19 protein-coding genes are annotated in these 21227 nt (G+C 35.8%); 3 read left to right on the top strand and 16 right to left on the bottom strand.

Features of this window, described 5'->3' with window-relative positions; all coding sequences use genetic code 11:
- Nucleotides 1-120 precede the first annotated feature (120 nt).
- Both MKY17_RS05070 and MKY17_RS05065 read right to left on the bottom strand, forming a co-directional pair.
- Nucleotides 121-756: a DUF3885 domain-containing protein gene (locus MKY17_RS05070; protein WP_286177129.1), complete on the bottom strand. Its 636-nt coding sequence runs from the start codon at nt 754-756 to the stop codon at nt 121-123.
- A 64-nt stretch (nt 757-820) separates the two neighbouring features.
- Nucleotides 821-1291, bottom strand: coding sequence for a hypothetical protein (locus MKY17_RS05065; RefSeq protein WP_098372283.1), 471 nt, complete (start codon nt 1289-1291; stop codon nt 821-823).
- 232 nt (nt 1292-1523) lie between these two features.
- On the opposite strand from MKY17_RS05065, the gene MKY17_RS05060 reads away from it, so the two are divergent.
- Nucleotides 1524-2981: a S8 family serine peptidase gene (locus MKY17_RS05060; protein ID WP_339201436.1), complete on the top strand. Its 1458-nt coding sequence runs from the start codon at nt 1524-1526 to the stop codon at nt 2979-2981.
- Between the two features lie 838 nt (nt 2982-3819).
- On the opposite strand, the gene MKY17_RS05055 is transcribed toward MKY17_RS05060, so the two are convergent.
- Together MKY17_RS05055 and MKY17_RS05050 are read right to left on the bottom strand one after the other, a co-directional pair.
- The gene (locus MKY17_RS05055) at nt 3820-4212 is read right to left on the bottom strand and encodes a hypothetical protein (RefSeq protein WP_339201435.1); all 393 of its coding nucleotides are present in this window, start codon (nt 4210-4212) and stop codon (nt 3820-3822) included.
- On the bottom strand, nt 4202-4702 hold the full coding sequence (locus tag MKY17_RS05050) for a transcriptional regulator (RefSeq protein WP_339201434.1): 501 nt from the start codon (nt 4700-4702) through the stop codon (nt 4202-4204). Before MKY17_RS05050 ends, MKY17_RS05055 begins: the two co-directional genes overlap by 11 nt.
- 163 nt (nt 4703-4865) lie before the next feature.
- Here MKY17_RS05050 and MKY17_RS05045 point away from each other — a divergent pair, with 163 nt between their 5' ends.
- Entirely contained in the window at nt 4866-5063 is a 198-nt protein-coding gene (locus tag MKY17_RS05045) for an IDEAL domain-containing protein (protein WP_056527760.1), read from the top strand.
- A 336-nt stretch (nt 5064-5399) separates the two neighbouring features.
- On the opposite strand, the gene MKY17_RS05040 is transcribed toward MKY17_RS05045, so the two are convergent.
- The 8 genes from MKY17_RS05040 to MKY17_RS05005 form a co-directional block, all read right to left on the bottom strand.
- Nucleotides 5400-6521, bottom strand: coding sequence for an endospore germination permease (locus MKY17_RS05040; protein WP_098373226.1), 1122 nt, complete (start codon nt 6519-6521; stop codon nt 5400-5402).
- A gap of 403 nt (nt 6522-6924) precedes the next feature.
- Nucleotides 6925-8136 (bottom strand): Ger(x)C family spore germination protein, encoded by a 1212-nt coding sequence (locus MKY17_RS05035; RefSeq protein ID WP_098373227.1) that lies wholly within the window; start codon nt 8134-8136, stop codon nt 6925-6927.
- A gap of 509 nt (nt 8137-8645) precedes the next feature.
- On the bottom strand, nt 8646-8879 hold the full coding sequence (locus MKY17_RS05030) for a hypothetical protein (RefSeq protein ID WP_098373228.1): 234 nt from the start codon (nt 8877-8879) through the stop codon (nt 8646-8648).
- A gap of 222 nt (nt 8880-9101) precedes the next feature.
- Nucleotides 9102-10697 (bottom strand): spore germination protein, encoded by a 1596-nt coding sequence (locus tag MKY17_RS05025; protein WP_098373229.1) that lies wholly within the window; start codon nt 10695-10697, stop codon nt 9102-9104.
- Nucleotides 10698-11328: 631 nt separating this feature from the next.
- On the bottom strand, nt 11329-12078 hold the full coding sequence (locus tag MKY17_RS05020) for a hypothetical protein (protein WP_098373230.1): 750 nt from the start codon (nt 12076-12078) through the stop codon (nt 11329-11331).
- A gap of 318 nt (nt 12079-12396) precedes the next feature.
- Nucleotides 12397-13512, bottom strand: a complete 1116-nt coding sequence (locus tag MKY17_RS05015) for an endospore germination permease (RefSeq protein WP_098373231.1) — start codon at nt 13510-13512, stop codon at nt 12397-12399.
- A 1085-nt stretch (nt 13513-14597) separates the two neighbouring features.
- Nucleotides 14598-14774, bottom strand: coding sequence for a hypothetical protein (locus MKY17_RS05010; protein WP_179891174.1), 177 nt, complete (start codon nt 14772-14774; stop codon nt 14598-14600).
- 572 nt (nt 14775-15346) lie between these two features.
- A complete protein-coding gene (locus MKY17_RS05005) occupies nt 15347-16507 on the bottom strand; it encodes a CapA family protein (RefSeq protein ID WP_098373232.1) in 1161 nt (386 codons plus the stop codon).
- Nucleotides 16508-16931: 424 nt separating this feature from the next.
- Here MKY17_RS05005 and MKY17_RS05000 point away from each other — a divergent pair, with 424 nt between their 5' ends.
- Entirely contained in the window at nt 16932-17663 is a 732-nt protein-coding gene (locus MKY17_RS05000) for a hypothetical protein (RefSeq protein ID WP_098373233.1), read from the top strand.
- Nucleotides 17664-18350: 687 nt separating this feature from the next.
- Here MKY17_RS05000 and MKY17_RS04995 read toward each other — a convergent pair.
- From MKY17_RS04995 to MKY17_RS04980, 4 genes are all read right to left on the bottom strand, one after another.
- On the bottom strand, nt 18351-18860 hold the full coding sequence (locus MKY17_RS04995; RefSeq protein ID WP_098373234.1) for a DinB family protein: 510 nt from the start codon (nt 18858-18860) through the stop codon (nt 18351-18353).
- Between the two features lie 329 nt (nt 18861-19189).
- Nucleotides 19190-19639: a DinB family protein gene (locus MKY17_RS04990; RefSeq protein ID WP_098373235.1), complete on the bottom strand. Its 450-nt coding sequence runs from the start codon at nt 19637-19639 to the stop codon at nt 19190-19192.
- A gap of 249 nt (nt 19640-19888) precedes the next feature.
- On the bottom strand, nt 19889-20296 hold the full coding sequence (locus MKY17_RS04985) for a hypothetical protein (RefSeq protein ID WP_286177211.1): 408 nt from the start codon (nt 20294-20296) through the stop codon (nt 19889-19891).
- 81 nt (nt 20297-20377) lie between these two features.
- Complete coding sequence (locus tag MKY17_RS04980) at nt 20378-20767, bottom strand: VOC family protein (protein ID WP_098373236.1); 390 nt, start codon at nt 20765-20767, stop codon at nt 20378-20380.
- Nucleotides 20768-21227 lie beyond the last annotated feature (460 nt).

Genomic DNA, 21227 nt, shown 5'->3' with positions numbered 1-21227 from the left:
TATATTATCATTAGAACTTATTAAACTAAACTGCCCCGTTAGTTCCATAAGAAAAAGCTGCCTAGAAGACAGCTCTGAACTTCAGCAAACGCACCCGTTAGTTGAACAAGGAGACATCCTTTAGTTGAATATCTCGTCTATTTCATTTCTGTCGTAATCTAATATCCAATCGTTGTATTTGTCATAAACATTTCTTATTGTTTCGGGCGAGGTCGCCAATAAATCACAGCCCCTGTCATCATAAACGTGATATATAGTTTTCCTGTTGATGTTTATAAAATAGACGCTATTAAAAATACTTGGTCTTATACCCATATCCTGATTGCAGATTGCTTTTAACATAGGAACGTATTTTAAGTCAGACGTTTTACATTTTAAAGTAAATCTATGTGTTTTATATGTTCCTTCTTCATCATCGTCAGGAAAAATATAAGGAATTGTTTTTTGGTTTAACCCATATAAGACCGATTTCTCTTTAATATAACGAGAAAAAGTTTTTGATTTATGTTTATAACCATCTGCATAATCGTTTACGTCAACTACTATATATATATCATCGTTATTAGAATGCACGGACTTAAATAAAGTGATAGCCCTTTTATATACTCCTTGTAGATATGGACTATTTTCATAATCGTATTCTCTAACATAGTCCACACCTAATTCAAAACGGATACCAATTTTCCAACTATAAAACAAGGGTGGTCTAAGTTCTAAGTTCGGGAAATTCTCATCCATAAAGTCGTTTAAATGCATTTTTGCACCTCTTTAATTTCCTTCATTGAAAAAGTACTGGTAGTTGAAAAAATCATATCATTGCTTAGTTTCTCAAATATACGACATTATCGCTTCTTTCTACTTGAAAATTTAAATCATCCTTAATATTAAGCATATAACCAGCATCTTTATAATTCTCAGATTCAAGAGATATACCGTATCCATTATTCTCAGGATAACCATATAAATAGCAGACCACTTTTCCATCTTTCAAAAATACAATTTGATTCATTCCTTCATTTACAGTCTCGCTAATAGTATCCCATTTATAACCTACCGTTTCATAAATATAATCTTTCGGGGTATAAGGTTTAAAGGAATATACTACATCCCAGTCAAACGGTGTTACATCTGATAAATTTATTGCTTCAACAGATTGTCCAATTGATAGTACTTCTTCTTCTAACAACACTTCGTTTTCATCCCATAAATCCTTCTTTAATAGATTTATAAAGATAGCTATGCATATTACACCAATAGCAACAATAATCCATACTCTCTTTTTAGATTTCATATCTAAACTCCACCTTGAACAGCAACCTTCCTACCGAAATTAGTCACTTCATTATAACAATGATTTCCAAAATAGATGTGAATTCTTAATGAGCTAAACTGCCACGATAGTTCAATAAGAAAAAGAGCTGTCAATTTCAATAATATGAGATTTACTAGGAAAACTTGGAATTTAAGTTGTTATATATTAAGATAGTATATGATGAATATTTTCCATATATAGGAGGAGACATATGAAAAAGAAAATTCTACATACGGTACTTTCGATTGCAGTAGGAGCAGGGATATTGTCCGTTGGTGGTGTTCCTATCCAAGCTAAGAGTCAAAACCAGGAGATGAATGACACATACGCAATAGCTTTTAAAAGTGGATTACCAGAGAATTATCAAGAGGTAATACAGAAAGCTGGTGGTAAAATAACCAAAGTTCTTCCCGAAGTTGGAGGAATAGAAGCTCAATCTGACGAGCCTTCTTTTCTTAAAAACCTAAAAGGTAATTCTTCAATAGAAGCTGCTAACAGAGAAATTCCCCTAACCTTAGACAAAACAGCAGTCAGCCCTTATAACTATGAGTCTAGTATCATCAGCCAGCAAAATTCAGAGAGTTATTGGGACTCCCAATGGGATATTCAAAGGGTGACCAACGACGGGAAATCATATGATTTAGAAACAGGCGGATATAAAAATAAAGATGGTAGTATTACTCATAAAGCAGTGGTGGGAGTGATTGATACTGGAATTGATGTGTCTCATCCTGACTTAAAGAATAATATAATAGGTGGTCGTAATCTTGTTCCTGCTGGAATGGATGAATCTGAAACAGGTGATCCTACTGATATAAAAGATCGCAATGGGCACGGTACTCACGTTGCCGGGATCATTGGAGCAAATGGTAAAGTAACCGGTGTAGGACCAGATTTAGGAATCCGATCCTATCGCGTATTATACTCAGAGCAAGCCCTTGGATTACCAGCTTGGATTATAGATGGAATTATTGCAGCAACAAATGACAAGGTAGATGTTATTAATATGTCTCTTCGTTTCTATAATAATACCAAAATGACAATTGAGGGAGAAAGTTATAAATCAGTCGCTGAAACGTTACTTTGGAAGAGAGCTATTCAATATGCAGTAAAGAATGGAGTAACTGTAGTAGCCGGTAGTGGTAATGAAAGTTTAAATTTAGATGACAAGAAGGAAGTAAACGAATTTTTAAATAAAATGTATGAACCATATGGAATGAGCGTGAAAGGGCCTGCAACTGTAGTACCAGCACAAATGCCAGGAGTTATTAATGTGTCTGCCTCCACAAGCTGGTCAACTCAACAGCTTGCTTTCTACTCTAATTATGGAAACAGTGCTATTGACGTGGCAGCTCCTGGAGGAGATTATGGACCTAAATATGCAGAAACCAATGATCCTGCGGCGGCTGATCCAAGTAACTTAATCCTAAGTACTTGGCCTACCTATTTAGGTACTTCATATGAGTTTAATGCTGGTACTTCTATGGCCACTCCTCAAGTAGCTGGAATTGCAGGAGTTATTAAGGCAGCTCATCCGGAGTATAAACCTGCCCAAGTAACAGCACGTATTAAGCAAACAGCTCTTGACTATGGAAAGAAAGGACAAGATGCTTTATTTGGTTCAGGAGAAGCAAATGCTTATAGAGCATTAGAAAATATAAAGAAGTAGCTTATGTTTCTAAATAAGAAGTACAAGAAAAGGAAATCATCTTTTCAAAATAAATATAGAGGCTACTGATTAGGTGAGTGGCCTCCATCTTTAACTCTTGCACCCGTTAGTGAAAGAGCAAAAAGGTATTAATCCTTACAAAACTTCAATGCTTTATTCTTTCTTTTTCCAAGACATTAAATCAGAAAATGCCAATCCAAATAATACACCTAAAGGAATACCTAAATCCCAAACATCTATTTCCGAACGTCTAAAAAAATAAGAAAGAAGATAGTGCAAAGCACTTAAAGAAATATACCAAATAATAAACGTAAAAACCTTTTCTTTTTTGAATCCAATTTAACTTCCTTGTATTCGCAATAACTAAAAAGATGGAGAACAAACCATATAGAAGAAGATAAATTACATATCCTATAATAAATTTAAGAGATAGCGAAATATCAATATCCTTATATATTATAAATATCGTAGTATGGTTCCTGCCAAAAGTAGAATAAATAAAATTAAGTTTAACGAGATACATTTCTTACCTTGAAAGTCTAGATACCTTTTGATTATCTCTAAATATCAGAACTTGTGTATTGATAACTAATTCCTTGTTCAACTAACCTGCCCCTATAGTTCCATAAGAAAAACGGTTAAACTTTTTTCATATCGGTACGACTTTATTGTAGATTAAACACCTATAAGAATAAAGAAAGCCTACGATCCTTGCTATTTAAGGAAGTAGGCTTTTTTTACTTTTTCTTTTTATGTAGGCTATGTTGATGAATATTGTTGATATTTATTAAAGAAATGAGTAACTTCTAATTCAAAGAAGTTACTCTTCTTTATCAAATTAATCTTTAACTTTATTTTTGTGTCTATTTGCTAACTTCATAGCGAAGAACTGAGGTATCAAATTCAAAAAACTAACCAAGATTAATAATTGATATGGAGTTAGTGGCTTAAAATAGCCACCCCATCGTTCGTTCCTTGTCATCTCGTTTATGAAATAAAATGAAATTATTACAGATAATATATTACCAATAATAAGAGAGATTGAATTATTAAAGAGTTTGCCGAAGAAAGCAAGAAGTGAAGTCACTACAATCATAATTAAATAGCCAAGCATTGAACGGTTAGCAAAATCTTGGTGCATTGAAAAATAAACAAAAGGAAAACAGTATAAACAGACTATTAGAATACCAATTACTATTTTTCTTAAAACAAGCAAAATCTTATTCTTCATATATCCCCATCCCTATACCTTTGTCTATCTCGATAGTCCCCACCTCCTGTAATTCATTTAAACGACTTAAACTCTCTTCTTTATTAAAGGAACTATGCCAACGATAATCATATTGATCCAATATACGGTAATGGTTACTAATCAAATTTTGTTGCAAACGAAAATCCCCTCTATACTCGATTTTTTTCCACCATATCTTACCACCCATTGTTTTTTCTTTAGGCGTACCACCATTTTTGCTAGCAATTAACTGAACAAAATCAACTGGATTGTCACCAATTGATGATATCAACAATTGGCTATGATTAAACAAAGCACAAAATGCAACAACGGTGGTCCAATTGGCTTCTGTTCTTCTTTTTTCAATTTGAACTAGTGTTTTTTTTGAAATCCCTAGAATTTCAGACATCTTATCTTGAGAAAAACTTTGTTCTGTTCGGACAAGTTTCATTTTTTCTGATATTAAATTGATGAATTCTTCTTTTTCCATATATACTAAATACTCCTTTTTAGTGTAATTTTACACTAATAGTATTATTTTTCAACAAAAATAAACTCATTGGCTATAGATACTATGGAACTACTAAGTTAAATATTTGAATAATCTGAAAACTGTTGGTATAATAGAAAAAAGGTCAAGGAGTTGGTTTCCTATGGAAAAGAATTTGGCTAATACACCACCACAACCTGAAATAAACGTCAAGGATTCTGAATTTGCTGAAATGGTGATAAACAAAGCCCTTCTTAATTTCCGAAAAGAGCAAATCCGAAAAGAGATTGACCAGTCATTACAGGATAAAAACAAAGAAGAATTCCTACGATTAACAGAGGAATTGAAAAACATTTCTTAAAATGTTGTTTATAAAATGAACTTAACATATTTGTAACAAGACCCATCTTCAATAAAATGGCCCAATTGTTGTAACCTCTTCTACATGCTGTCTAATTTTCAAGGTAAACATAACTTTAACAAACTCAGACGAATACAAACGAGTTTTGTTTTTTTATGTAGACTATGGACAATTGTACTTATCTCCTTTGCAAACGCTATTCATTTACAATTTTAATGGGAACAAGCTTATTACTTAGTTAGATAATTTAACAAATTATTAGCAGTATCCTTAAGCCAATTTTTCAGAGTACAGGGAATCAGTGCTCACTTTGGAACGGGAAAAAAATAAAAAACCTTAACCGTATTCGCTAATTTTTTTTATTTTTTTCCGGAATGCGTTGACTGCTAATAAGAGTAATGGGAGAACAAGTCCGTACGTTGAAACGTATAGCGGCCAAACTTCTTTGTCAAATGTGGCTGAATGGGCGACATCGGGATGTATAATTAAGGAAAGCGAAACCACGATCATCCCTAAAGGTAGCGTGAGTGGGCGATAATTGTTTATTTTCAACGTTTGTGCAAGACCGATAACGGACGCGTAAAAATAAAACACCATTTTAAAATAAATAGTGATAAGCCATATGATGGCGATTATGGCTTCTACCCGTTGCAAAAAATCCCCTATGTTTATCTTCCTAGCCAAAGCATAACTTGGATACATCTGTCTGGCACTATTATCAGCACCTAAAACTAAAATAGTTAAAGTGATAAGGATGATTAAAAAGATTCCTCCAATGAGCATTCCGATATAAAAGTTTTTTTCAGCTGCTTTTGGTTGATTCATTGAAACAGGAAAAATCATTAATAAAACAATCAAAGGCAAAGAAAAAATACTTGTAAAAAGAAAAACAGCCCGTATCATCGGTTTTAATCCTGTTTCAAATACGGGTTGTATGTTTTCAAACTTAAATTGAATTGGAGGTAAAAATACTGAAACCACTAGAATTATGAATAAAAAAACAATGAAAGGAAATAAAATTTCTCCAGTACGAGCCAACGTTTCAAGACCAAGGCGAATTCCCATAATTAAGATGCATGCGAAAAGAATTTGGATCGCTTCAATAGGGGTGTCCGGCATGATCTGTGTCGTCAAGAAATTACCAACATAAAACAATAGTTCTCCAGCGGCGTAAAGTGAAAAGAAAACAAACGTAAGAGAAATTGCCTTACCTAACCATTTGCCGAGAAGTGTTTCATTGATTTCAACCAGTGTCATAGTGGGGAACATCCTGCCTATAGCGATATATAAAGCCACCACCAATAAACCTATGCCTGTACCGATTACAGCTGCAATCCAAGCATCTTGTTTTACCTCTTGAGCCAGTTTTCCAGGAATCACCAAGATGGTCGTACCTATAGAAAATAAAATAACTAATATTACAAATTGCCGAGCACTAATTTTAATATCTTTTACCATAATTCAACATCCTATCAATGGTTATTATCCCTATTGTTGACCTTGTTTTGTTAGAATAAACTCTAGCCTTAGGAGTGCTGCTACATTTGGCGTCTGTCAATGGTAAGCGGACTGACGGGAACATTAAGGAGTTAACGGACTCATCTATCCAAGAGGGAGGTTGATTTTTTTAGTGCAATCCAACGTGCTACGTTGGCTGGGTCGTGGGCGAGTAGCCCACGGTCTTATAGGGGTAGCGAAGCGATTGGGGCTCCCCAACAATCTATATTTGGGTACCAAATACACAAGGATTGAGAATGGCTGCTCCCTAGATTGATCGGGAGGGGGCATTCGAAATTGCCCTTCAAGTGCGAGCGATTGGAAACAACAAATGTAACCCCATTCCTTGTATAAACCCAACCAATTATTTTATTTTTTTCAGGAATGAATTACCAACCGTACCGACGCGTCGGATTTCTCCTTGTACCTTTATATTTACAGGCAAGTTCTCAAAATTTTTATCCCAATCTTTTTTGAGTTTTTCCCAAGCTTTAGGATCAGCTCGATGAATCGCCTCACCAAATCCAAAAATGTCTACTTTTTCATTTTCCTGTACCTGTTTTATTGCCTTTTTGAACATTTCCTCCGTTTCTTTTTCATAAATTTCCTCTAATTTTTCAAACGTTTCTGGTTTTGTCAAATCGATATGGCATTCTACTTCACCTACATTGCCTTCTACACGAACATTTAGATCTATCTCAGGTTTTCCATTCTTTATCTTACCTTTCATTTCCGTGTTTGACTTTTTCACTTCATACACAGCTTTTCCGCCTTTAGGACACGGTATATTCACAACTGTACTTTTCTCCTTGTTTGTAATGACGTTATACGTTTTGCTTTGTTTCTCATCTAACCAACCGACTAATTTATCCTTTTTGAATGCAGCTAAGTTACCATACTTTACTCGAGCAGGGGGATTAATCATTTCTACATTCTGTTTGCTCAAAGATGTTTCTTCATCACCTTTTATATCTGCATGGATTCCTGTTAACACTGGCCTTTTTCCGTCACTTACCATATCCGCGATCAATTCATCTAATGTAACGGCACTTGTACCTGCCCATGCTTTTTCCGAGACTTCAAGGGTAGCAAACAAATTATTGGCAGGTATTTTTTCTAAAGCTGTGGGCACCTTCAGGATATCTTCTGCATTCATTCCCTTAGCTACGGTGATATAAAAATCTGAGCGCATTTCCCAATCCCTAGAGAGAAGATCTAATGGTTTTCCAATTCCTTCTTTTGCTAATGACTCACCAATCACGAGCATTCGAAGATGTGAGGGATATATTTTTCTTGGGGATTCCTTTGTCATTTTTCGGACAGCTTCAAATACGGTTTTCCCTTTCGCCTGATAGATGACGACCGGTGAAAGGCCGGAACCTCCCCCCCCTTTTCCCTGAGATACTTCTCCTGGATTTACCACTTGGGCGGTTACAAGATATTGATCATCCCTTGTACTATCTAGCCCTATGGCTAGCGTTATAGCAAGTTCATTTAATTCACGACGATTCCAGCAACCCGTAGTAAATAATAGAAATACAATCAGCATGATAAGCATTGTAAAGCTCCGTTTCATAGGTTAAACTCCTTTCACTCGATTTTTTCTATTATTTGGTTTATTACGGATTATTTTAAAGTGACGATTTCATTTTTATGATCCATCTTCGCTCTTGCCCAAACGTTGAAATTAAAGAACTACCGCATGTTGACTTTTCCCCTAGGGATGATCATCATCAGCTTATCTCTTTTCAGTTTTCCAAATATAGTCTATTTCCAAGCATCTTTAAAGACTATATTGATTCCTTACTCTCTAACTTGTAGGCTTTTTTTCTCTCTAATATTATTAGGGCTAGCGATCGTTCGAAAAAAAAAGTAAATCTGATTGGAAAATAAATTCGCACATAAAAGATAGAATACATGTTACGGTAAATGCTTCTAAAAAAATAACAACCTTCAAGGTTTTAAAAGTCGTTGGCCGGACGGAGGAACAGGAACGGAACCGCCAACCTTATATACGATAATCTATGAAGTAAATGATCACATACCCATTTTTGCCGTTCTAAGCATCTTTTGCCTATTCCATTTTCACTTTAATAATGTCTCAATCATGTCGGAAAGCGGTTTATAAATAGCTGTAATCCCATCTAGTGGATTGGGAACCTTGATATTCAGCGCTTGGGCAATGCTTAACGCGGTTCCGAATAGTAGAAGAATGGAAAATATCCATAATTCCTTTTTTAATTTATTCCTCAACAGATGAGGAACATCGATCGCGATAATCACAGCGACGATGACAAGGATTCCTGCAACAGCCACCACTTTCGACTACTCCTTTCTCTACTTTCTTTATAACAGAATGGGATACGGTACCGTCCAATCTTTGTATCTACCTATACATTCACAGACAAGTCAAAAATGTTTATTCCAATCCTTCTTATACCTTTTTGGTAGCTTAGAATCGCAATGATAAATGACTTCATCCAATCTAAATAGAAGCATTTTGTGTATTTTGATACCATTTAGAAAACTTTGTTTTCAATCTTACATTTTATTCCGCGGTGGTTTCGGTGCCGAAGCGTGTTCGCGTTTATTGTTTTTCTGGCTGATTAAACGGGGCCGAGAAAACATCCCCCATCTAGGTACCCGAATAAACGTATCCTTCATGTCTTCACGGATATAAGGACCAAAAGGACTCATATAGGGAACCCCAAAGGAACGCAAGCTGCACAAATGAAGAACAAGTGCGATGAAGCCAACGATTAACCCGAATATGCCAAAAGAAGCGGCAAGCGCCATCATCGGGAAACGGAGCATTCGAATCGACATGGACATGGTAAACGCAGGAAGCACAAAGCTTGAAATAGCCGTGATTGCAACAACGATTACCATGGCAGCAGATACGATTCCAGCGTCTACCGCCGCTGTTCCAATCACCAATGTCCCTACAATAGATATAGCTTGACCAATAGCTTTTGGCATTCGTAAACCAGCTTCCCGCAAGATTTCAAACGCCCCTTCCATTATGAGAGCTTCAATAAATGCAGGAAAGGGAACCCCTTCTCGTTGAGCGGCTAGACCGATCAGCAGTGGAGTTGGTAACATTTCCTGATGGTACGTGGTGATAGCGATATATAAGGATGGTCCTAGTAGAGCAATAAAAATAGAAAAAAAACGAAGCAAACGAATAAGGGTGCTAATGTCTGCACGCTGATAATAATCTTCCGCAGACTGAATAAAGGAGATGAACAGTGCTGGGACGACTAGAACAATCGGCGTTCCGTCCACTAGTATGGCAACTTTCCCTTCCAAAAGCTCGGCGGCAATCACATCAGGGCGTTCCGAATAATATATAGTCGGAAAGGGACTGTTTGTTTCATCTTGAATCAATTCCTCAATATAACCACTTTCTAGGATTGCATCGATATCGATTCGATCCAGACGCTTGTGCACTTCTTCGACGACTTTGTCATTCACAATTCCATCGATATACATGATCGCTACATCGGTTTTGGTCAATTCCCCAATTTTTTTCGATTCCAACCAAAGTCGGGGGGTTTTTATTTTTCGGCGAATTAACGCCGTATTGGTACGCAAGTTCTCCGTAAAACCTTCCTTTGGCCCCCGAACAACGGTTTCCGTGGTGGATTCCATAACACCACGGTCTTTTCCACCACGCATACCGATTGTAAAACCTTGTGCATATCCATCCAATAAGAGAATAACATCCCCTGATAACAAGGAAGTCAATAAAGAACTGAATTCCGTAACATCCTGTATGTCTCCAACCGCAAGGATGCAATCTCTCAATACTTGTAAAACATTCTGGTGAGACGATATCATTTGCTCCTGATCGGGATGAATATCTAACATGAGTGATTCCATGATAAAGTTCTGAATGGCATTAGTGTCCACCAAACCATCGGTATAAAAAATACATGCCTTAACGATTCCCTCTTTGCCAATTTGTATTTCTCTAATCACGATGTCGCCGCTATTTCCAAGCTGTTGCTTTACATGTTGAATGTTTCCTTGGAGACTTGTTTTTAACAAGTCTTTGTTCGTTTCCTTATTTTGATCGCTTTGCTCGAATAAGAAGCGATTACCGTTGTTTTTTCTTTTTTTCTTAAAAAAACTCATACATTTTTCCCTCACTCAGTATTTTGACTCTTTAAAAGGTAGACTTATTAGAAGTTATTGTGTTACCGAATGAAGTGAAGTGTTTGATGTCTTCATTATTATCCTGCCTATTTTCCAATTTTTAATACATTAAGGAAATAAATAGTTCTCGACAATAAAACGTGTTTGTAGAGAAGCAGGAACCTCCCTTTCACAAGCTACGCCTTCAAACGGTTGCCCGAAACATTTATGAGCGATCATCGTTATAAAGTGCAGGGTAACCTTTTATTGAACAGGAATATATGGAATTCAACCGTCCAAGTGAAGTCACAGTCCTCACACCGTTGACTGTAAACAGGTACATGAATATAGAGGGTTCCTCCATTCGAAACCCAGACATGGCGGAGCATTCGATGGTTAGAACTGGCATGATCTTACTCGATTTAAAACATAGCGGACATACATTAGGATTGAGAAGTTGCTATCAATGTTTTGGTTTGGTCACGATAACATTAGAGGAGATTTTTCTTTTTTCAATATCCAGTACGTTTTGTTAAAGGGGAGCTAAATCCGTCTATACTTGAAGGAATTTCATACAGTTTCTCATTCCTCAAATCGTTTCTGTACCCTATCGTTTATTAATGTTAGATGGTCATTTAGTGTTTTGTTCTCTTATCCATTGTTGTACCTTAAACAATCGAAAGTCGAAGGCCCTTTGAAGTAATCCAGTCAACCGATATTGGAAGAAGTCCTTTTTCTGGAGTCTCATAAGAGCATCTTCATAAGAAGAAAAGCAGAGCTTTTGAAAAAGAAACCAATCTAACGTCAGTTTGATGTTCTCAGGGTTCTTCCAATAATTAACTGGAACGTTAGCCAATTCCCACGGTTGAAAATGACCAGGATACACAGCATTAATCACTTGATAAGGAGAATAATCAAAAGAACGAAAAATACCATTAAGTTTTTGATCTTTAAAGAAGCGATGGTTGATTTTCAAAGGGATTTCTTGATGGGGTATCTTGCATTTTTCTTCAATCAGGAATCGAACGACTTCAATTGCCCTTTTTCTTCCGTTTTCCCCTTTCCAATAATTATTGGAAACTTGATTGAATTCCCAAGGTTGAAACTTTCCAGGGTAAGCATTTTCAATTACCACTATAAAACCCTTCCATCCATGAACATGAGAAGGAGGTCGTAAACGGTGATTCCAAAGTGTTTCCGCTTTGACTTTTCGAGGAATTTCTTCTATAGGAATTCCTAAGTAATCTTCAATGAGGTAACATGTTAGGAAGGCTAAATATTTCATTCCCTGATCTCCTACAAAAAAGTGGTTAGGAAATCGTGCTCTTCTTCCATCTAATACATCCCGATAAATTTGGATTATCTTTTCTTTTTCTTCCATAGGAAATCGCTCCTTTCTCTATTGCAAACTATATCCAAAAATTAATATAATACCAAATTAACTCCATCTAATGCGTTGGCCTTACCATCTCATATCTTGTTCTAACCACTTGAGATATAGGGGGATTACTGTGACAAGAAAGAGGTAAAACGGCTGCACATAAAAATATGATAATAAAGTTGTTTAAAATTGGACTGTAAAACTCTTGAGATTCATGGATTTACCCTTTTTTAAACCATTTTTTTGTTACTTAAAACACTTAATCGACTTTATTGTTTTTAAACACTTTATTGTCATTCAACATCTTTTGGTGGTTTCTTAGGCAATTTCATTCTGTTTGGTCTCTTCCTTTTTTCGAAAGGCACTTATTCCTAACAATAGTAGAGGAAGAAATAGCCCATAGGTTGAAGCATGTACCATAAAAATGCCTTTATTGTATTGATTATAATCAAGAATATCAGGATGTAAGGTCACAGACATGACAACCATAATCATCCCTAATGGTAAAGTAAGTGGTCGATAGTCTTTTACATTTAATGTTTGGGCAAGACCTGTAATCGCTGCGTAAAAATAAAATATCAATTTAAAATACATTGAAATAAACCACATGATAGCCATTACTGCTTCAATCCGTTGTATAAAACCCCCTACATTGATTCTTCTGGCTATCGCATAACTTGGATACATGTGTCTCGAAGCAACATCAATACCTAAAACCAAAATGCCTAAAACGATAATGATGGTTAAAAAGAGGCCCCCAATGATTATTCCTGAAAAAAAGGCTTGTTTGGCTTGTTTTGGCTGATTTACAGACACGGGAAAAACCATTAATAATACAACAGAGGGTAGACAAAAAATGCTGACAAAAATGAGGCTTGACCATATAATGGGTTTCATTCTTACTTCGAATATAGGCTGTATGTTCTGAAAATCGATTTGAGGAGCAACAGAAACTACCAAAATGATAAATAGGATAATGAAAAAAGCAAAGAAAATCTCGGCCGAACGAGCCAAGGTTTCAAGTCCAAGGCGAATTCCCATGATCACAACGCACGCAAAAAGAATATTGATCATTAATACGGGTGTATCAGGCATCATTTGTGTCGTCAAAAAAGTCCCAACCTGGAATAAAAGTCCTGCTGCAGAGATAAATGAAAAGAAAACAAACGCAAGAGAAACGGTCTTGCCTAACCATCTTCCGAGAAGTTTTTCATTAATTTCGACTAATGTCATATTCGGATAACGGTTTGCTAAGGTAATGATTAACGCCACTAGTAATAAACCTAGTCCTATACCGAGTAAAGCTGAGATCCAGGCATCTTGTTGTGCCGTTTTTATGATAGCAGCTGGAATAATTAAGATGGTCGTTCCTATAGAAAATAAAATCACCAAAATACAAAATTGACGAGGGCTGATTTTAACGTTTTTTACCATATTCTACACTTCCTTGCAAATATCGACTGAAGAATCACGAGTCGCTACCACTTATTCCTTAAAGACTCCCTTTGAACAAACCAAATTATAGGATTGAGTAATCCCATTCAAACTAGCTGTCACAATCAGGAATAGCGAATTGATGGAAACATTAAAATTCGACATAAGAGCCCTTGTTTTACCAAACGAAACGTAAAATAAAGTCCGACTACCCAGGAATATTGAGTTTCATTACAGCTCTTAACATTTCTTTTTTCTCCTTTTAGGTAATTATCACCATCTATTTAATATTCTAAACAAAAACAGGCAGCAAACTACGCCACCTAACATCCTATTGCATTTGTTGTTTTTAATAAAATTTCGATCAGAATCAGCTCCTATCATTGAGAAATCAATAATGGTTTAAGAGAGAGGATCTTTTGATCAAACTGTATTCTAAACCGTGCATCTTTTTTACAAACGGTTCAATTTTATTTTACAGTCACACTTATAACGCCAATCTTTTCTATTATTGTTCGTGCTATGTATTTAAGAATTTTCATTCCCAGTGTTCCTTTGCCTTTTTCGAAATGTATTGATTACCAGCATTAAAATAAGGGGACTTCCTGTATTTAGAAGTCCCCCTTCTTATTCTTCAACATAAAGTCGTTCAATAATGAGATTGGATAACTTCTCTTGTAGACAATCTTTCCCCTATTAAATTAGGCTCGAACACTTTAAAAAGGAGTATAATCTAAGTTTGATAATCCAAAATGGTGTCATAGTTTTCTCCTCCAAATATGATTCATCGACTATGAATAATTGAGGGTTCTATTTCATCCATTACTGTCATAAAGTTTACGAAAAAAAGTCTAAACCTCTTTTCTACAACTAAATACACCCAATAAAACACGGGTGAAATTCGTACAAGCTATATATATCAGTGTAATTTTAAATACGCCCAAATATTTTACGGATACAATTGAACCATTCCCATCCTTCTGTCCCCTTGTGCTATATCGGCATTACGGAAGAAGGAACGAACAATGTATTAAAACATTTTAGCGTTTTTACGTTTATTGATTAATTGTTTATATCGTTTATGTTTAAGATCCCATGCTATGTTCTACTGCATTATCCCAACTAGGAAAGTAATACAATGCGTTTTTCATTAACTCAGGATCTGACTTCTTTACCCCTTTCTTCCTAGATAGCTTCCCTTCTTTTTCTACTAATTCAGAAATTTGATTCACGACTTCTTCAACACTCATATTTACTTCCATTTGTTCCCTCCTTCTCGTTCTTAGTTATATATTTCTCTCTCATGAAAATAAATACAATCAATCTTCAACTAAATTTCACATTTAGTTGAAGAACATATCGGTAATTTGTCACTTTACAATATAACCTTTAATATTTTGCGAATTGTTTAACTGAAACAACTCCTCCCGGCTTAAGACCATTATGTGAGTTTAAAATATCCAACAGAAAAATATTGATATTTTCACACAACGTTCAAACATTATTGAAAACGCTTTCAATTATTGGTGTATACTATATTTTATACTCCCTATTGTTGCATTTTTTACTAATCATCATAAATAAATGTTTACTAGCATAAAAGTAACTTTTATAAAGCCAGACAGGAAGAGAAATAACCTCATATGACAGTTTTGCGGAATAGGTTCTTTGTCAATGAGTCGTGTTCGTCTGTTGGTTCAAGCCGTTTAGCTGGAACATGGTGAATAATATTTACCAATTAGGAGGAATATGCGGTCCACCGGCTACATAGCCGGTGGCGTTTTTCATTATGTAAAACAATTAGTTTTTTCCAATGCCAAAGACTGTACCTTCATTAAAAATCAAATGACAGCTCAGGCATGAATTGATTCATATGTTTTTGGATTTCGTTATATTTGTCGGACTGATCACTCAAGGCTTTCATTGGAATGATCTCATATGGCCGATTGACCCAGGTTGGCAGGAATTTGGGATTTTGCAGTTCGATTTTCACATCATCCCCGGTTTGGATTTTCTTTACGCCAATTTGCATAATACCGCCGATGTCTTTGTAATCTCCCTGCTGGCCGGATAAGAAATTCCCAAGCGAATAAGCAACAAATGCTCGTTCGCCGTTTGGTTTTGTAAGCCATGAAACAGGCTGCAAAACGTGTGGGTGGTGGCCAATAATAATATCAGCACCTGCATTAGCTGTCGTTTGAGCAAGCAGCTTTTGTTCATCATTAGGCAACCGTTCATACTCTTTGCCGAAATGCAGACTGACCACAACGACATCTGAAACTTTCTCTGCTTCTTTAACTTCCGCCTGAATTCTCGTGGTATCAATTAAATTCACAAGATGCGGCTTCCCCGCAGGAACAGGAATCCCGTTCGTTCCATACGTATAGCTGAGAAACGAAAAGGTAATATCGTTTCTTTTTAATATCCGAATGGTCTGCTGGTCTTCAGACGATTGATAAGCTCCTGTATAAGGCATCCCAATACTGTTCCAGTGGTCAAGCGCATTCAAAATGGCCTTTTCTCCTCGGTCAAGTGTATGGTTATTGGCGATTGTCACGAGATCAACCCCGTTTGCCTTTAGAGCATCTCCCACCTCAACCGGTGAATTAAAGGAAGGATATGAGGAAAGCCCTATTTCTTTTCCGCCAATCATCGTTTCCTGATTAGCCACCGTAATATCCGTTTTTCCTAGATAGGGCTTCACAAATCGGAACATCGGATTAAAGTCATACGAGCCGTTTGACTTGCGGGCGGGTATATACACCCTATCGTGAATTAAAATATCCCCCACAGCACCTATGGTTGCTGCAGTTACTTTTTGTTTCGGAACAGGTGTATGAGCGTGAGATGAAGCGTTTTCGGGTTTAAGTTTCTCTTTATTTTCTGTTTTTGTTTCCGAGACTTTTGGTTCCTCTTGAAATTGACCTTTTACAAATGGTGCAAGAATCCATAACAAACACATAAATATAGCTAAAAACACTAGTATTCTTTTCATGGCAAATGCTACCTCCTACTATTATAGTAGGGTGTTTTTAGGAAATAACAACAAAAATATCTATTTGATATTTAAAATGAACACATCATTTTTTTGAAACAGATAACGAAATAGGAAAAAAAGTGAGACATATCATGTGTTGCTATGTCAGATGTGCTTGCTACCTCTGATATGCCTACTGTATCTGAAAGCACTTGTCTGTCACTTTATGCGGTAATTTGCGTATATTTTAAGTGCTATTTTGCACGTTAGATACATTCAAAAGCTTTAGTACGTTTGTTTGAAACTAAGCGGAGACTAATTAATTAGTCTCCGCTCTTGATATTTACGATAGAATAGAAGTAATAATATTTGCCTATAAGTTTGGATGAATCTTTAACACTAGGCAGAAAATTTTAAACGAAGTGAGCAGGGAGGCAAATAGGTGAAGAAATGGATCATAATTTTAGTGGTGATTATTATAGCGATAGGAACGTATTTCGCTTGGCCTAAAACGCATTTAAAAGAGCCAGTTGTCATGTCGGTTCAATTTGACGAAGCTGCTAAAACTCTAGCAGTCTCCTATATAGTTGAGCAAGATGATAGTACGTATGTAATGGAAATTGCACACGAAACAAAAGGTTTTTATCCGCCTCGTTCGAACGGGGATGGGGAAACGGATTATACACAAGTACTAGCAAAGCAAAATGGCTATGAGCTGAGAGAAGATATTGTTGAACTGACAGACGATCAACTCGAGTATTTTCTATCTCTAGATGGACGTGCAGTACCCGTTGACATTTCGTTTGAAGCCTATTCACCAATTGAGACAATTCTCGTGCTTTTATTGAAAGATGAGGGTGTTGAGGTAACAAAGCAAGATGAAGCACTTCTCTATACATATACAGCACCCGAAGATATAACGATTGATTCGATTGGCCACTATGACAGCGTAGCGACGATTTCCTTTGAAGAAGCTGTGTTCCCCTTAGCTCTTAAAAAAGGAAAATCTGTCGATGTCTTCATTCATGAGCCGTATAAACTTAGCTCACAGGATGAGCTGCTTATTGAAATCACTACGACAAAGGATCAGTCGTATACAAAGCATTTCCGTTTGACGCAGTCCATTCCAAAAGGATACTTAAAGCAAATCGCGAACGAAGCGAATGATGAATAGACTTACTAGAAGTGAGCTAACTTGTCACCGTTCAACGAATAGCTAATTTTAAAAATGGGCACCAATCATATGTGACCACTTTGGATATCGGATAAATACCCTTCTCATATATAGAGGGGCTTTTTTAGGCTCATTTACTAGAATCATTCAGTGATTGATTTCATAACATAAATTTAAAATATCTTGTAAATTTTGAGTACACTCATAGTAAACAATTAAAAAGCTTGTTACTTTAGGTGATAATTTGCACATAAAAGAATCAACTGTAGGAGTGATCAAAAGGTCCTCATGAACCCCATCATATTAGTTAAATAAAAAGAAACCATGTTGTAAAAATAATCAATATGGATTCTTTTCTAGTGATTTAGTATACGGTTTTTATAAAATAGTTTGATTATTTTTAGTGATCCTTATAGAACTAACGCACCCGTTAGTTTAAGTAGATTTCTTCACAAACTTTTTAGTATTTCAGTTAATACAGGAATGCTGCCCCGTTAGTGACATAAGGATTTTTAAACAACATTATTATTTTTTAATGACTTTATTGTAAATTAAACAACTTTATTATCTCTGTACAGTAGCGTCAGGAAAATGCGGATTTACAACGTTAAGGAAGTTTCAATATTAAAAAACCTAATTTCTCAGCATTAAATGAGAAATTAGGTTTTTTCATTAATAGAAAAAGACTTATAAGTATTTATCACTAATCACTTTCATATGGTGTAACTCGTGCCCGACAATGCCATATGCAAAGGTACCTATCGAAACTGGGCTGTTCATTACAGTTCCATTACGATCCCATGCTGCATCATCAATGGTTGAAATAAGACTTAACGTGTTGGAGCGTACCGTGTCTAAACCAGCTAGTAGCTGCTCCCAGGATAATTTGTTGAAGTTTGCCGCAGAAACGTATTGATCCTGATCCATTGCTGGGAGTGGTGCACTTTCATTTCGTGCAATGGCAAGCATTCGATACGACATCACACGTTCCACGTCGGCCAGATGCCCAATCACTTCTTTTAAAGTCCATTTCCCTGGTGCGTACGCCTTCCTTGCTGACTCCTCTGATATGCTGCTCAAGAAGGTAATGGTCTTAGTTCGTTGCTTACTAAGTATTTCTTCAATATCTCCATCTGGCACAAGACTAACATACCTATCATACTCTGGATTTTCAATAGATAATGGTCGTGGACGCACAAGAATCCTCCTCATCGGAATAGTTAATTATGGTTCTAGACTAATATTCGACTGTCAAGAAGATATTTCCTTTATTTGATATTTAATTTCATTACCGCAAAATAATTGCAAATTAAACAACTTTATTATCTCTGTACAACTGATTTATGCAGTTAACATAATACACATAATAATGGATTAATTCACTTTTTATTCCACTAACCTGCCCCGTTAGTTGCATAAAGAAGAAACTGCCTTAAAGACAGCTCCGATTTTCAGCTAACGCACCTGTTAGTGGAACATAGTCGCAAATCATAAACTAGTATTGAACAAGGCTACCCCGAATACATCTATCTCACAAATGTAATAAAGTCAATATTAACTGGTTCAAAACCATCTGCTCGAAGTCGTGAGTTAATCTGTCCCCGATGATACTGACCATGCAATGCTACATGAGTTAAAATATCCCGTACAGAATTCTTAAACTCTTTTCCTTTACTATTTGTGTAGGATATTAATTTATCCAGGTCAGTATTTGATAAATTAGTAAGAAACGTTGTTAAACTCTCTTTATTTTGCATAACAAGCTCTGCACAGACTTCTATATCGACCTCTGACCAGATGGGCAGTCGTGAACTGTCCAATCCTTGTAATCTAGTCATCCATACTTTTTCTGCAAGTAGGATATGGGAAAACAAACGGCTCACCTCTCGATTTTTATCTTCAATACTTTGCAATGTTTCAAGAATACGTTGATTAGCCCAATTTAAATGCTCATACATCTTTTGGATATTTTCCAATGAGAATCTCACCACCAATGAATGAATTTCCCAAAAGGATTTCCCCTTTTAAAAACCAATTTTCTTCCATTTTATATTACTATATAATTCCATTTATTCGAGTGAAATAAAAGGATTCTTATTCAACTAAACTGCCCCATAAGTTCCGTAAGAAAAAGGTTGCCGCAGCAACCTCCATTAATGAAGTAAAGCACCCATTTGTTGAATAATGAAATTTGAAATTTCACTCCGTCCAATCATAATAATTATCTACCAATATTGTACTTGTGTTTTCCGCCTCATCTTCATCAAAATCTCTATCCTCAATCCATTGTGATAATGAATAATTTCGTGAGCCATACTATTTAAAATAGCAAAGACAGCATCCTCTTCTCCTCGTTCAGATACTAATTCTTCATAATCCCCTGTTGCAACTCTAATGTATGGCTCCACATCCTTATCGTAAGGAGCAAAAAACGTCGCACTAACCATCTCTTTAGTATCTAAAGTTTTAATCTGATAATCTTTCTTAATGTACACAACACACCTTATTGGAAATTTCTTATTTATTCGTAACCAAATAGCAAAATATATACAGGCTTGTCTTACTCTTGAATTAACACCTTGTTCGTATCTTACTCTTAACCCTGAACATAGGTACTGTATATTAGACATCATATCTTTGCCCTTCTTCAACTAATCTGACCCGTTACTTCAATAAGAAAATAGCCAGTAATGGCAGCCTTTATCTTTGCCTACTTATAGATCTTTTTGATTAACATTTAGTTCAATCAAATTACCATCTGGGTCGGCACAAAAAATTTGTGCAAATCCACTTTTTCCGTATGGTTTTTCAAGTATTTCAACTTTATTCTGTTTTAACCAATTAAGAGTATCATAGTGGTTCTCGACTCTAAGGGCAAAGTGACCTTCTCTGCTGGATAAGCTTTTATCCTTACGAATTGTCTGTGAAGAGGGATCGACTATCAAGTGAAGTTGATGTCCCTCTATTTCATACCAGGCACCTGGAAAATCAAAATCAGGACGCTGTATTTCTTTTAAACATAAAGTTTTACCATAGAATTCTTTTGCTCTTTCCAAATCTGTCACAGTAAGACTTACATGATGGAGGCATTTATATTTAATCAAAACCTTCACTTCTTTCATTTAAACTATTTTTTTACCTTAGTCATTTTGTGGCTAAGATGACCCCTTGCACCGCATCTGGAGCTGGATCGGTTAATTTAAACTATTCGGCAGCTAGAATCAATAATCCTTCTTCAACTAAACTGCGCTCGATAGATGAATAAAGAAAAAGCGAACTTAAAGTCAGCTTAGATCTTCGCACCCGTTAGTTAAATAGACTATATAACAATCCTATTTCTGGTGATATTATTCTTGAATCTCTTTAATGCTTCTTCCACAGAAATAGGCGTGTCCCATTTTTAGTTTTTCTACTGTTGTAAATAAGTATTTTTGATGCATTTTTTCTATTCTTTCATTATAAAAGACTTTGATTTTCACATAATTAGTCACTTGGATTAATAAAAAATTTATTTCAAAAATTCTTACTTTAATGTACAATAACATGTAGTTTATATTTTTGCAG

The organism is Peribacillus sp. FSL P2-0133 (genome assembly GCF_037975445.1).
GTDB classification, from domain to species: domain Bacteria; phylum Bacillota; class Bacilli; order Bacillales; family DSM-1321; genus Peribacillus; species Peribacillus simplex_E.
This window is presented reverse-complemented; position numbering and strand designations above follow the sequence as displayed.

What these genes read in the sequence shown, in the direction of transcription:
- MKY17_RS05050 (WP_339201434.1), bottom strand. Translation starts at nt 4,702, where the DNA reads ATGGAAAAAGAAGAATTCATCAATTTAATATCAGAAAAAATGAAACTT.
- MKY17_RS05060 (WP_339201436.1), top strand. Translation starts at nt 1,524, where the DNA reads ATGAAAAAGAAAATTCTACATACGGTACTTTCGATTGCAGTAGGAGCA.
- MKY17_RS05015 (WP_098373231.1), bottom strand. Translation starts at nt 13,512, where the DNA reads ATGGTAAAAAACGTTAAAATCAGCCCTCGTCAATTTTGTATTTTGGTG.
- MKY17_RS05070 (WP_286177129.1), bottom strand. Translation starts at nt 756, where the DNA reads ATGCATTTAAACGACTTTATGGATGAGAATTTCCCGAACTTAGAACTT.
- MKY17_RS05005 (WP_098373232.1), bottom strand. Translation starts at nt 16,507, where the DNA reads ATGAAAAGAATACTAGTGTTTTTAGCTATATTTATGTGTTTGTTATGG.
- MKY17_RS04985 (WP_286177211.1), bottom strand. Translation starts at nt 20,296, where the DNA reads ATGATGTCTAATATACAGTACCTATGTTCAGGGTTAAGAGTAAGATAC.
- MKY17_RS05010 (WP_179891174.1), bottom strand. Translation starts at nt 14,774, where the DNA reads ATGGAAGTAAATATGAGTGTTGAAGAAGTCGTGAATCAAATTTCTGAA.
- MKY17_RS05035 (WP_098373227.1), bottom strand. Translation starts at nt 8,136, where the DNA reads ATGAAACGGAGCTTTACAATGCTTATCATGCTGATTGTATTTCTATTA.
- MKY17_RS05040 (WP_098373226.1), bottom strand. Translation starts at nt 6,521, where the DNA reads ATGGTAAAAGATATTAAAATTAGTGCTCGGCAATTTGTAATATTAGTT.
- MKY17_RS05055 (WP_339201435.1), bottom strand. Translation starts at nt 4,212, where the DNA reads ATGAAGAATAAGATTTTGCTTGTTTTAAGAAAAATAGTAATTGGTATT.
- MKY17_RS05045 (WP_056527760.1), top strand. Translation starts at nt 4,866, where the DNA reads ATGGAAAAGAATTTGGCTAATACACCACCACAACCTGAAATAAACGTC.
- MKY17_RS05065 (WP_098372283.1), bottom strand. Translation starts at nt 1,291, where the DNA reads ATGAAATCTAAAAAGAGAGTATGGATTATTGTTGCTATTGGTGTAATA.
- MKY17_RS05025 (WP_098373229.1), bottom strand. Translation starts at nt 10,697, where the DNA reads ATGAGTTTTTTTAAGAAAAAAAGAAAAAACAACGGTAATCGCTTCTTA.
- MKY17_RS05020 (WP_098373230.1), bottom strand. Translation starts at nt 12,078, where the DNA reads ATGGAAGAAAAAGAAAAGATAATCCAAATTTATCGGGATGTATTAGAT.